This window comes from Chryseobacterium capnotolerans (assembly GCF_021278965.1).
GTDB lineage: Bacteria > Bacteroidota > Bacteroidia > Flavobacteriales > Weeksellaceae > Chryseobacterium > Chryseobacterium capnotolerans.
Genome location: NZ_CP065589.1, coordinates 4,445,193 through 4,457,980, shown reverse-complemented (window position 1 = coordinate 4,457,980; position 12,788 = coordinate 4,445,193). Strand labels below are relative to the sequence as shown.

Annotated in this window: 10 protein-coding genes and 1 riboswitch; of the genes, 8 read left to right on the top strand and 2 right to left on the bottom strand. The window is 34.8% G+C overall.

Annotated features, from left to right (window positions below):
* Positions 1-6: 6 nt before the first annotated feature.
* From H5J24_RS21420 to pckA, 6 genes are all read left to right on the top strand, one after another.
* The gene (locus tag H5J24_RS21420) at positions 7-1,944 is read left to right on the top strand and encodes a putative porin (protein ID WP_068940420.1); all 1,938 of its coding nucleotides are present in this window, start codon (positions 7-9) and stop codon (positions 1,942-1,944) included.
* Between the two features lie 12 nt (positions 1,945-1,956).
* Positions 1,957-3,543 carry a bacillithiol biosynthesis cysteine-adding enzyme BshC gene (bshC, locus tag H5J24_RS21415; protein WP_068940418.1) on the top strand — a complete coding sequence of 529 codons (1,587 nt, stop codon included), beginning with the start codon at positions 1,957-1,959 and terminating at the stop codon, positions 3,541-3,543.
* Between the two features lie 38 nt (positions 3,544-3,581).
* The gene (locus H5J24_RS21410) at positions 3,582-5,537 is read left to right on the top strand and encodes a LysM peptidoglycan-binding domain-containing protein (RefSeq protein WP_068940417.1); all 1,956 of its coding nucleotides are present in this window, start codon (positions 3,582-3,584) and stop codon (positions 5,535-5,537) included.
* Positions 5,538-5,608: 71 nt separating this feature from the next.
* Positions 5,609-6,484 (top strand): ACP S-malonyltransferase, encoded by an 876-nt coding sequence (gene fabD / locus H5J24_RS21405; protein ID WP_068940415.1) that lies wholly within the window; start codon positions 5,609-5,611, stop codon positions 6,482-6,484.
* Between the two features lie 13 nt (positions 6,485-6,497).
* Entirely contained in the window at positions 6,498-7,403 is a 906-nt protein-coding gene (locus H5J24_RS21400) for a GYDIA family GHMP kinase (RefSeq protein ID WP_068940414.1), read from the top strand.
* A gap of 127 nt (positions 7,404-7,530) precedes the next feature.
* A complete protein-coding gene (gene pckA, locus H5J24_RS21395; protein ID WP_068940413.1) occupies positions 7,531-9,147 on the top strand; it encodes a phosphoenolpyruvate carboxykinase (ATP) in 1,617 nt (538 codons plus the stop codon).
* Positions 9,148-9,270: 123 nt separating this feature from the next.
* Here pckA and H5J24_RS21390 read toward each other — a convergent pair whose 3' ends face one another.
* Both H5J24_RS21390 and H5J24_RS21385 read right to left on the bottom strand, forming a co-directional pair.
* The gene (locus tag H5J24_RS21390; RefSeq protein ID WP_068940412.1) at positions 9,271-9,678 is read right to left on the bottom strand and encodes a type II 3-dehydroquinate dehydratase; all 408 of its coding nucleotides are present in this window, start codon (positions 9,676-9,678) and stop codon (positions 9,271-9,273) included.
* Positions 9,679-9,707: 29 nt separating this feature from the next.
* Complete coding sequence (locus tag H5J24_RS21385; protein ID WP_167386958.1) at positions 9,708-10,661, bottom strand: helix-turn-helix domain-containing protein; 954 nt, start codon at positions 10,659-10,661, stop codon at positions 9,708-9,710.
* Between the two features lie 392 nt (positions 10,662-11,053).
* Here H5J24_RS21385 and H5J24_RS21380 point away from each other — a divergent pair, with 392 nt between their 5' ends.
* A complete protein-coding gene (locus tag H5J24_RS21380) occupies positions 11,054-11,866 on the top strand; it encodes a hypothetical protein (RefSeq protein WP_232815847.1) in 813 nt (270 codons plus the stop codon).
* Positions 11,863-12,300: a hypothetical protein gene (locus H5J24_RS21375; protein WP_232815846.1), complete on the top strand. Its 438-nt coding sequence runs from the start codon at positions 11,863-11,865 to the stop codon at positions 12,298-12,300. The genes H5J24_RS21380 and H5J24_RS21375 overlap by 4 nt, the downstream gene beginning before the upstream one ends.
* 314 nt (positions 12,301-12,614) lie before the next feature.
* Positions 12,615-12,712: riboswitch (SAM riboswitch) on the top strand.
* Positions 12,713-12,788 lie beyond the last annotated feature (76 nt).

Here is a 12,788-nt window from a genome sequence, read left to right as displayed (position 1 = left end):
TGAATAATGAAGTATATCCTTTTCATAATCACTTTCTTTGGCTTCGCTGCCAGTGCACAGGTTGTTAAAACTGAAGAAACCAAAACATCCAAGAAACCGGAAGATACTCTGGTCATAGACTCTGGAAAGAAAGATTCCTTGAAAATTTTCAAACCTACCATCAATGATTACCTGTATCAGACTCAGTTTTCAGAAAAGAAAGTTTTTGATACAGTCATGACTTTTGATAAAACTTATATTTTCTCTCAATATAATAACAATGACAATTTTGGCAGGGTACAGCCAGCTAATATAGGCTCAGGATTTAATCCATTGGTGTTTGAAGTGAATGCTGAGCAAAATCTATCTTTATTGCCTTCCAATAAATCTTATATGATTATAGGTGCAAATGATGTAAAGTATTACGATGTAAAAACACCTACTGCAACATTTATCTATCACAATGCGATGAGAAACGGAGCTGCATTAAGATCTACCTACACTCAGAATATTGGTAAAAGATTCAATTTTGCGCTAGAATATATGGGACTCCGTTCACAAGGACTTTATAGAAATTCCCTGGCAGCAAATAATAATACTATATTTTCCGGGCATTATGTTTCCAAAAGTGGGAACTATGAACTTTTTGCACACTACCTTCATCAGAATGTTAATAATCAGGAGAGTGGTGGGATTACCGAAGATGACTTATTTCAAAGTGGAGACAGCAATTATAAAAACAGACAAAACGCTCAGGTTAATCTGGCATCAACGACTTCGCAATTTGCCTACAGAAGATATTATCTGAGTCATCAGTTTACGCCATTCAATGCTGAAAAATTCCCATTCAGTATCAGACATACGATTTTCCATCAAGGGAATAAATATTATTATACTCAAGGAGGATTGGAAGGGTATTGGTATAAGGTTCCTACTGATTTAGTCAATGGCTTTCCTCTAGCAACGAAAAAGTACTCCAGCAATCTGAGTAATACTTTGAGTTTGGTTTTTAATAATGAAAAATTCAAGCTAGATGCCGGAGTACGCTATCAGATGATTAAGTTTGGAATAAATAATATAGTGGCTCTTGATGGTGTACCTTTTCCTGGTGAACTTAAAGAAAGCAGAATTGGAGCTGTGGGAAATCTACAGGTGAAACTTTGGGACAAGGTTCAGCTGAATTCATTCCTTGAATTTTCAAACGGAAGCCAGTTTAAAAGTTACTTGAGAACAACAAACAATCTGAAGTTCGAGCCAATAAAAGATTATTTTGTGAATGCAAAGGTGAACTTCCAGAGTGCTTATCCATCATTCAACTACTTATTGAATACTTCTGTTTATAATAATTTCAACTATTATCTTGAAAATGCTAAGAATCAATCTGTGATGGAACTTGGCGGAAGTATTAATCTGAAATGGTTTAAAACAGAACTTTTTGCTAACTACTTCAGAATTGATAATTATACATACTTTGACAGTAATAAAGCTCCAAAGCAAAGTGAGAATTCAATGAATATCTCTCAGATCGGAGGGGATGCGACTTTCAGCTACGGTAAATTCCATTTGAATACAAGGTTGCATTTCCAAAATGCATTAACCAATAAAAACCTACTTCCAATGCCAAGCTTCGTGGGAAGGGCAAATTTCTTCTACCAAACACAAGCATTTAAAAAGGCAGCAGAAATTCAGGCAGGACTTAAAGTGTATTATTTCTCTAAATTTAATTCCAGAGAATACTTTCCGGTTCTTAATGAATATGTTCTTGCTGGTAAAGATTCATTCGCTATTGGAGGGCAGCCTATTGCCGATTTATATATTAATATGAAGGTGAAAAAGATGTTTTTCTTTATAGAAGGACAGCAGATAGGAACCGTTATTTCTACTAACAAAGCTTATGTATTTCCACATTATCCGGTGTACGATTTCAGACTGAATATCGGAATTGTGTGGTATTTGTTCAACTAAAAATGATACAGGTTGAAAACAATTAATAAAATATCATTTAATGATATAGCAAGCATACCTCAATTGGTAAAAGATTTTTTGAATCAGAATATTGAGGGTTTTGAAAATAAAACATTTTCTGTAGAGCACTTCAGCCAGCAGATCCATTTAAAAAAAGATTCTTTTTCTTCAGAGCAGAGGAATATACTATTTGATGCTTTTTCAAAGCAATTATCAGATTTTTCTCTTTCTTCGAAGCAGAAAGAGAATCTTAATAACCTAAAACTGTCAAATACTTTTACCATTACTACCGGTCATCAGCTGAATCTGTTTTCAGGACCTGTTTTCTTTGTCTATAAAATTTTGCAGACGATCAAAACATGTACCTATTTGAAAGAACATTTTCCGGATTTTAATTTTGTTCCTGTGTATTGGATGGCTTCTGAAGATCATGATTTTGCCGAGATCAACCACTTCAAAACGGAGAATCATTATTATGAAATCAATGAAAAATCAGGTGGCCCTGTAGGCAGAATTAAGATTAATGATACTTATTTTATCTCTGAATTTGAGAAAGAATTTAAAGACTCTGTGTTCGGTACAGAATTGATCTTAATGCTGAAAGAGGCTTATAAAGTTGGAAATACTTTAACACAGGCAATCCAGATTTTGGTCAATCGTCTCTTTGCTGAATTCGGATTATTAATATTGGATGGAGATTCAAGAGAACTTAAAGAACAAATTAAAGAGGTCTTTAAAGACGAACTGCTTCATTTTAGTTTACATAAAACTTCAAAAGATAAAGTCGATTTCCTGACTGAAAAATATGGGAAAGTTCAGGTGAACCCTCGTGAAATTAATTTATTTTACCTTTCTGAAACGAGAGACAGAATTGATTTTAATGGACAGAAATATGTTGTTGTAGATACAGATATCCAATTTACTAAAGAAGAGATTGTTGCAGAACTTGAAAATCATCCTGAGAAATTCAGTCCGAATGCTTTAATGCGTCCTGTATATCAGGAAAAAGTATTGCCTAATCTTGCCTATATCGGAGGGAATGCCGAAATCATGTATTGGCTGGAACTGAAAGATTATTTCTCAAAATTAAATATTCCTTTCCCAATCCTTATTCCAAGAAACTCTATGCTTTTTCTGAAAGAGAAAACATTGAAGAAAATTGAAAGATTGGATCTTAAAATAGAAGATTTCTTCCAGAATTTTACGGTGATTACCAACCAAAAGATTGTAAAGGATAATCCTATTTTAGAATTATTGGATAGCAAAGAAGAAATGCTGATTAGCAATTTTGCTGAGTTAAGAGCATCTGCTGAAACTACAGAGAAATCCTTTGGAAATATGGTAAAAGCAGAAGAAGTGAGACAACTGAAATCATTTAAAAGGATGAAAAAACGTCTTCTTCATGCTGAAAAAATAAAGCAGAATGAATTATTGGAAAGACTTGAAAATCTGTTTTTAGATGTACACCCTTCCAAGATATGGCAGGAAAGAGTGTATAACTTTAGCGTATTCTTTTCGGATGAAGGCTATCCATGGCTTGAAAATTGTTTGGAAGAGATGGTGGTTCAAGATTCCAAATTAATAATTGTTGCCATTTAATTTTAAAGAAGTATTTTTGTAAATTATAATTATCGAATATGATAAAGAGGTTTTTTATTCTATCCAGTTTATGTATGGTTTTGGGAGTTTCAGCCCAGAAGTCGCATACCGTTGTACAAGGTGATAACCCTTACAACATTGCAAAGAAGTATGGAATGACTGTAGATGAATTGCTGAAACTAAACCCTAAACACAAAGATGGCAAACTGGCTATTGGAGATGTTTTAGCCGTAAAGACAGAGAAGGCTGTAGCTCCGGCTGCTCCTAAAACTGTAGTGCCTGAAAAAGTTGGCACTATTGCGGGAACTTCGGTTGGAAAAATCATTTTGCAGCCTAAGCAAACAATCTACGGGATTACAAAACAATACAGAATCTCTGAAACTGATTTGAGAAAACTAAATCCTGAACTGGATTCTCATATGAAAATCGGGGATGAGATTACTTTACCTCTTGCCAGTATCAAAAAATATGGGGGTGATCAGCCTATCGTAACTGCAACAACTGCAACGGTAGCAAAACCTGTAGAGACGGCAGTTGAAAAAACAGTAACGGCTGTATCTACTACACCTGCTGCAGAAGGAGAAGCCTATGTGATTCAGGCTAAAGATAATTATTATAGAATTACCAAACAGTTTGGGATCAGTCAACAGGATCTTTATGCCTTAAATCCAGGATTAGAAGAAAAAGGATTAAAACCTGGTGATACCATCAAAATAAAAAGATCAGCTACAGAATCTGTAGCGGAAACAAGCAATTCAAAAACGAAAGTGGATTCGGGGAATGAGAATTCTTCAACGGTTTCTAATAATGTTTCGGTTGATGATGACTATGTTACCTATACCGTTCAACAGGGAGATACTGTGTTCTCCATTGTGAATAAATTTGGAGTAAGCATCGATGAATTGATCGCTCTTAACCCTGACCTTTCAAAAGGATTAAAATCCGGAATGGTTTTGAAAATCAAAAAACAGGATCCGGTATATGTTAAGAAAAACGGTGAAGCACTAAGTGTAGTACTGATGCTTCCTTTTGGTTACAGTACCAATGAAACCCAATACAGAGGAATGGCTCTTGATTTCTTAACAGGTGCTAAGCTTGCTATTGAAAGAAATGCAAGAGGAGGGCAAAAACTGGACATCAAAGTGGTAGATTCCGGAAATGAAGCTTCTTTCAAAAACTCTCTTACGCAGATCAATCCTGAAAATACAGATCTTATTATTGGGCCATTCTTTAAGTCCAATGTAATTGATGTATTAGACTTTACTAAAAATCAAAAAATTCCTGTAGTAGCACCATTTGCCAATACACCGGAATTGTATAACTATAGCAATTTGATTATCGTTGAAACGAACAATCAAACCTATGCAGATAAGCTTGTAGAAGAAGTTAAATCAGTATATTCAGATCAAAAAATATATGTAGTAGCAGATGCTAAAAAAGAAAATGCCAACTACATCAAGTCAGGGCTTGAGAAGGCTGTGAAAAATCCTAATGTTGTTATTGTAAACTCTCCGGCTGATATTCAGTTGGATCAAAACATGATGACTGGGCAGTCTGCTCCGGTTATTGCTGTTTTAGCTAATGATGATATGGGAGAAGCTTTTGCTAATAAAGTGATTGCCCTTTCTAAAGAAGTACAGGGTGTGAAAGCATTCAGTATGTTCTACTCTCCGGTTTTCGAGAAGAAAGTAGATGATTTGAGCCAGGCAAGTCTGGTCTATCTGATGGACAGAAAAATCAACACAGATGGTAGCTTTGAGAAAGAGATTCTGGCAGCTTATAAAAGTAAATACTGCAAGACTCCGCCAAAATATGCTATCGTAGGTTTTGATGTTGTTAATGATATGTTGACAAGAGAAAACAGAAAAGGAGAAATCTTCAAACAAATGAATAAAGTACAGACTCAGCTGGCAACTAAATTTGAGTTTGTAAAATCTAAGGCAAACGGTGCTTATGTAAACACAGGGTACAGAGTAATCAGGTTAGTTCCTTAGATGATATTTATCTTTGTGTAAAAGATATTGTTAACATTATAGTTATATTTGCATAATATTTAATTCAATACATGAAAGCACTTGTATTTCCAGGGCAGGGTTCTCAGTTCGTAGGAATGGGAAAAGAATTGTATGATTCTAGAAAAGATATTAAGGATCTGATGGAATCTGCCAATGAAATTTTAGGTTTCGATATTCTTTCCATGATGTTTCACGGAACAGATGCGGATCTTAAGAAAACAGAGGTTACCCAGCCTTCAATTTTTATTCATTCAGTAGCAGCATTAAAAGCAGTAAACGGTCTTGGAGCTGAAATGGTAGCAGGACACTCTTTAGGAGAGTTCTCAGCATTAGTCGCTAATGGCGTTTTATCTTTTGATGATGGTTTGAAATTGGTTTCCGAGAGAGCTAAAGCGATGCAGGAAGCTTGTGATGCCAATCCAAGTTCAATGGCAGCTATTTTAGGTCTTGAAGATGCTAAAGTTGAAGAAATCTGTGCACAGATCAATGGAATTGTAGTTCCTGCAAATTATAACTGCCCAGGACAATTAGTAATCTCTGGAGAAACTTCTGCAGTGGAGGAAGCTTGTGTGAAATTAAAAGAAGCAGGAGCAAAAAGAGCTTTGTTGTTACCGGTAAACGGAGCTTTCCATTCACCATTGATGCAGCCAGCTCAGGAGAGATTAGCTGCAGCTATTGAAAATACAAAATTCAGAAAAGCTACTATTCCTGTATATCAGAATATCACTACTACAGCAGTAACAAATCCAGATGAGATTAAGCAAAATCTTATCGATCAGCTTACAGGTCCTGTAAAATGGACTCAGTCTGTACAGAATATGATTAAAGATGGTGCCTCTAACTTCGTGGAAGTTGGTCCAGGAAAGACCCTTCAGGGATTAATCAAAAAAATTGACGGATCAGTAGAATCTACTTCTGCCATCTAATTAATAAAAAAATATGAGCGCGATATTTTCACCGGGCAAGCTTATGCTTACTTCAGAATATTTCGCAATTGATGGAGCTCTTGTCTTAGCGGTACCTACACGGCTGGGACAAGAGTTTTTCTTTGAAGAAAAAGATGATCATCAATCTCTGATTCTTTGGGAAGCACTTCATCAGAATAAACCGTGGTTAAAAGCTGTCATTGATTATAAAACATGGCAGATTCTGGAAGCCAATATTCCATCAAGCGCTGAATTCATTCTAAAAACATTAAAAAATGTTCAGCAGCTTTCTACTACAAAATTCAAGAACGATTTTACTTATCACTTAAAAACAAATCTTCAGTTTCCCGCTGACTATGGTCTAGGAAGCAGTTCAACATTAATGAATAATCTTTCAGAATGGGCTGGTATAGATCCTTTTTATTTAAATACGATCAGCTTGGGAGGGAGCGGCTATGATATTGCGGTTGCAAAAGAAAAGTCAGCAGTTCTTTTTCAGAACAAACCTGAGATCAGATATGAGAAAGTAGATTTCAATCCATCCTTTAAGAATGAATTGATTTTTATTCATTTAAATCAAAAACAGGATAGTCGGGAAGGAATCAATCTTTATAAATCAAAAAAGAAGTCCCCGGAATTGGTGAATGAGTTTTCAGATATCACAAAGAAAATTTTATTATGCAATGAATTGGAAAGTTTTTCTGAATTAATGATGATTCATGAACAGAAAATTTCCGATTTTATTGAAATTCCTACAGTTAAGGAGAAATTATTTTCAGATTGCCCTGTATTTGTCAAAAGTTTGGGTGCATGGGGTGGAGATTTTGTGCTAAGTGCCAAATTTGGGGGCTTTAAAGACTATTTTTGGGAGAAAGGTTTCGCCACTATTTTTGAATGGGAAAATATAATTGATTTATAATCAATATTTTACGATCCGGTTTTTTTATTTGTCATTCTGACTTATATCAGTATATTTAAACCACCTTTAACAAATAATTAATATTATTTTTGTTGAAGTCAATAAAGAAATAGAAAATATAAGTAAAATGAAAAACACTAAAATCATCCAGGATTTAGAGAAATTAGGGATTAAAGGAAACTATGAAGTAGTGTATAACCCTTCGTATGAAGAATTATACCAGGCTGAAGTTTCTCCTGAAAATCAGGGGTTTGAGAAAGCGGAACTTACGGAATCGGGCGCGGTATCAGTAAAAACAGGAATTTTCACAGGTCGTTCACCTAAAGACAGATATATTGTTCAGGATGATGTTACAAGAGATACAATTTTCTGGGATGGTAAAGTAAACCTACCTACTACAGCAGAAATTTTCGGGTCTTGTAAAGAACTAGTGCTGAACCAGCTTGCTGAATCTAAAAAGATTTATGTAGTAGATACATTCTGCGGAACGAATGCAGATACGAGACTTAAAGTAAGATTTATCGTAGAAGTAGCATGGCAGGCGCATTTTGTTACTAATATGTTCATTCGTCCTTCTCACTATGAGCTTGAAAACTTTGGAGAACCAGATTTCACAGTAATCAACGGTTCTAAAACAACAAACCCGAACTGGGAAGCTCAAGGATTGAATTCTGAAAATTTCATCATGTTCAACCTTACTGAAAAACTACAGATCATTGGTGGTACTTGGTACGGAGGTGAAATGAAAAAAGGGATGTTTGCTATGATGAACTATTACCTTCCATTAAAAGGTATGGCTTCAATGCATTGCTCTGCTAACGTAGGAGAGAAAGGTGATGTTGCTTTATTCTTTGGACTTTCAGGAACTGGAAAAACTACATTGTCTGCAGATCCGAAAAGATACCTTATCGGTGACGATGAGCACGGTTGGGATAATAATGGAGTATTCAACTACGAAGGAGGATGCTATGCTAAAGTTATCGACTTATCAGAAGAAAAAGAACCAGATATCTTCGCTGCGATTAAGAGAGATGCACTTCTTGAAAACGTTGTTGTTAACAATGGTGTAGCAGATTATACAGACGGATCTATCACTGAAAATACAAGAGTTTCTTATCCAATCTATCATATTAACAAGATTGTATTGCCTTCTAAAGCAGGACATGCTAAAAAGATTGTTTATCTTTCTGCGGATGCATTTGGAGTACTTCCTCCGGTTTCTATCCTGAATGAAGATCAGGCTCAATACCATTTCCTTTGTGGATATACTTCTAAATTAGCAGGAACTGAAAGAGGAATTACTGAGCCTCAACCATCTTTCTCTCCAGCATTTGGTGAAGCATTCCTTACATTACACCCAACAATGTATTCTAAAACATTGATCGGAAAAATGAAAGAACACGGAGCTAAAGCTTATTTGGTAAATACTGGTTGGAATGGTACCGGTAAGAGAATTTCTCTAAAAGACACAAGAGCTATCATTGATGCTATCATTGATGGATCTATCGATAATGCTCCTAAAACTCAGGTTCCAATCATGAACCTTGAAATTCCTACTGAACTTCCAAATGTTTCTACAGGCATCCTTGATCCTAGAGATACATATGAAAATGCTTCAGAATGGGAAGAGAAAGCAAAAGATCTTGCTTCAAGATATATCAAAAACTTTGAACAGTATTGCGATACTGAAGAAGGTAAGAGATTAATTGCTTCAGGACCTCAATTACAGGAACAAACTATCTAATCAGATTATTTATAAATACAGAAAAGCCTCATCATTGATGGGGCTTTTTTTATTTATATTTTCCGTAGATAGCAAAAATTTCACAGATAAAAAACCTGTGTCATCTGTGAGATTTATGGGAATTTATTTTAAACTCAATATCGCCAGTCTATACCCATCCATTCCAAATCCGGATAAAACTGCATCAGTATTGGCTGCTGTAACAGATTTCTGTCTGAATTCTTCTCTTTTGTAAATATTACTGATGTGAACCTCCACTTTAGGCTTTCGGATATTCTTCAGGCAGTCAGCAATGGCGTAAGAATAATGAGTGAAAGCACCTGGATTGATTACCACTGCATCAAAATCATCTTGCTGAAGCCTGTTGATCAGCTCTCCTTCGATATTGGATTGATAGTAGCTTATTTCATGAGTATGGAACTCAGATTGTAAGTTCTTTAGATAAGCTTCCATGGAAACAGTTCCATAGATTTCAGGTTCCCGGGTGCCTAGTAAATTAAGGTTAGGCCCATTTATAATCAAAACTTTCATATAAAAAATTTACCCAAAGATAAATATTTCTATTCACTATGAGTGTCACCTGGTTTTAAGTTTTGCTGGATGTATTCTGAAGGAGTAATCCCTTCTATCTGTTTAAAAACCCTATTGAATGTTGATTGGTTAGAGAATCCGGCTTCAGTATAGACATACATTAAAGTTGCTTTTTGAAAATCAATTTCGTTGAAAAGCTTTTTTACGTGTTCTATTCTATATATATTGAGATAGGTATTGAAATTAGGATATCCCTTATACCGAATTGCCTTGGAGATATAAGAACTGTTAACATCAAGGGCAACACTTAATGCGGAGAGGTTAAATTTAATATCTTTGAAAAGCTTATTTTCTATCATGGATGTTTCGATTCTTGCAAAAAGTTTCTCCATACTTTCATGGTCAATATCAGTGTTTTCTGATAAAATCTCTGTTTTTTTTATCTTTTTTAGTTCAGACTTGTCTGCTGAAATTTGTTTAATTTGTAATAATACCTCCTGTTTTCCGATTTTGTCCTTGTAATAAAGGAGCAGAGCCACAACTAAAATATTTGAGGTGATTAAAATTATATCTGAGAATAGAATTTGTTGTTGAGTGTGTTGAGGGAAATTGTAAGAAAAATTATTAGCAATAATAGAAACTATGACAATATGAAACAGACTATAGAGTGTATATCTTAAAACTACTTTTCTGGAGAAGAATACAGATGCGCCTAAAGGAATAGGCAGCAGCCAGCAAAAGTTCATGACAGAGTTATTCCAGAATGCGAGTATTACATAAAAGCTGTATATAGGTGCTGTTATTAGATATAGATGTACAAGGGTATTGATAGAGAACTTTTGTCTTACCAATAAATAAAAGAGTCCTAATGATATTGCCCCTCCTGAGATATACCAGGACATGGTATTATTGTGAATAAAAAAAGTGAAAGCGATGGCATAAATTCCTAGGATGATAGTCATAAGAAGAATATACCTATCCATTAGTTCTTTTTTTATTTTTTCTATTTTTTCATCTTTTATATTCATTCAATAATCTAGTTATTTTGGGATATTTAATGATTTTCATGTAAATGACTTTCTTAAATATCTGATTTTCAAACATTAATATTTACTTAAGTCATTTTCGGGATTCTCATTTAATATTCTGTTTTTTTGAGTTATTAATTAAAATATTTTTGCGGAGTAGATTTTTACTAAAAAATATTTTTAATGAAGGTTCTTCTTTTTTAAAAGAAAATACTAAATATAAAAAGATTTATAAGAACTATAGAAAAAAAGTATTTAAAAAAATGCACAGAAATTATTTCAAACGAGCAGTATAGCATAAAACACAAATGTCCATATAAAATACAAATGAATTTAAAAAAATTATTATGAAGAAAATTATTTTACTGATTGCGGGTTTTGCCTTTGTATCTATGTATTCGCAGGTTGGAATTAATACTTCAAATCCTCAGGGAATTTTCCATGTAGATGGTGCAAAAGATAATGCGGCAACTGGAACTCCGACTTTGCTTCAACAAGCCAATGATTTTGTTGTAACCTCCACTGGGAATGTAGGTATTGGCACTACCACACCGAATGCCTCTGCAATTTTAGACATCAATGTAGATGGCCTTGCATCAGGAAATAAAAAAGGATTACTGGGACCCAAAGTAGCACTTACCTCTCAGACAGATCAGGTTACAATCCCCTCACCTGCAACCGGGTTGTTGGTATACAATTTAGGAACTGGGGGACTTGTTTATACAGGATATGTTTTCTGGAGCGGTACTGAATGGAGAATCTTTAGTAACGGATCTCTTGCTCCTGGAAAAGTAGAAAGTATTGTATGTAACGGGGTTACACTTTCTCCAAATAGTTATACGGCCGGAGTTTCTTACACGGGTACAATGAATGTTCCGTATACAGGAGGAAACGGAGGAGTATATGGTGCTCAGACTGTGGGACCTGTAAATGGACTTACTGCAACATTGTCACCTGGTAATTTTAATACAGGTTCGGGAACTCTAAGCTATACAATATCAGGAGTTCCTACGGTCACAAGCCCTGTTACTACGACATTTCCATTGAGTATCGGAGGACAGACATGTGCTGCAACAGTTGGGGCAGGAGGTGGAATTTCTCCAGGTGAGCTTTTGTATTACCATGGATCAATTCCACGTAAAACAACTTCTTTTTGTTGAGTGATTTCCTTTCTGATCTTCCGGTATTGAATAAGACGTTTAGGATTGATGCTTTCATAACTGCACCAAGAGCTTTTGACGGAACGAATGCTACTACCAATATGGCACCTCGTCTTTATAATGTTACTTCCTCAGATGTAAAGGTATGGGTTTCAGAAGTTTCAACCCATACAGGGGACTCACATGGGGCTAACCTTTTAATTTCTCCAGATAATTATGCTGAATTTGATGATGGGGTTTATCTTACACAAGCGAGAAATGAGACCGTGACCTTTGATGTAACTACGGTGGATAATAAATGGTTTAGAGTATATTATGTATTGCGTATTGATAATAAATCTACTGTAAGTAATGGGAATGGAAATACTACAACAGACTCCAGTACTGCAGATAACACATTGGAAGTTTATATTTCTATTCAAAGATTATATTAATGTTAAGATAATATGATGTGCGTGATAAGAGTTGCTTGTAAAAGCAGCTCTTTTTTTTGATCTATTCATACGAGAGAGGTCAGCAGTTTTTATACAAGAAGTGGTTTAAGAGGGAAAAGTTAGGACTAATGTAGGTTTGAGTTATTTTTAATGATATTTGTCATATTTGTGAAAATGGTAATTTTTCATAACTATTTATATTAGCAGGTTTTAATTAAAATTTATATTAAATTTTGAAAAATTATCATTAAAAAACCATAAGTCTACTTGTTTTATAGACTAAAAGTTTATAGCTTTGCAACCATATTTCGATCGGCTTATAAAGAAAGATGGAGGGAACTGACCCTACGAAGTCTTGACAACCTGCATTCGTGTAAGGTGTTACATTCAGCCTTTAAAGGAAAAATAAGCATTTGGTTTATCGTATTTATCGATGCCCTTTGCTGACTTTTCAGTAAAGGGCAAAATTTTAATATATGATAAATAAA

Excerpts from the sequence above, each read along its gene's own strand:
- H5J24_RS21410 (WP_068940417.1), top strand. The coding sequence starts at position 3,582 with ATGATAAAGAGGTTTTTTATTCTATCCAGTTTATGTATGGTTTTGGGA.
- H5J24_RS21400 (WP_068940414.1), top strand. The coding sequence starts at position 6,498 with ATGAGCGCGATATTTTCACCGGGCAAGCTTATGCTTACTTCAGAATAT.
- H5J24_RS21420 (WP_068940420.1), top strand. The coding sequence starts at position 7 with ATGAAGTATATCCTTTTCATAATCACTTTCTTTGGCTTCGCTGCCAGT.
- pckA (WP_068940413.1), top strand. The coding sequence starts at position 7,531 with ATGAAAAACACTAAAATCATCCAGGATTTAGAGAAATTAGGGATTAAA.
- H5J24_RS21385 (WP_167386958.1), bottom strand. The coding sequence starts at position 10,661 with ATGGATAGGTATATTCTTCTTATGACTATCATCCTAGGAATTTATGCC.
- H5J24_RS21380 (WP_232815847.1), top strand. The coding sequence starts at position 11,054 with ATGAAGAAAATTATTTTACTGATTGCGGGTTTTGCCTTTGTATCTATG.
- fabD (WP_068940415.1), top strand. The coding sequence starts at position 5,609 with ATGAAAGCACTTGTATTTCCAGGGCAGGGTTCTCAGTTCGTAGGAATG.
- H5J24_RS21390 (WP_068940412.1), bottom strand. The coding sequence starts at position 9,678 with ATGAAAGTTTTGATTATAAATGGGCCTAACCTTAATTTACTAGGCACC.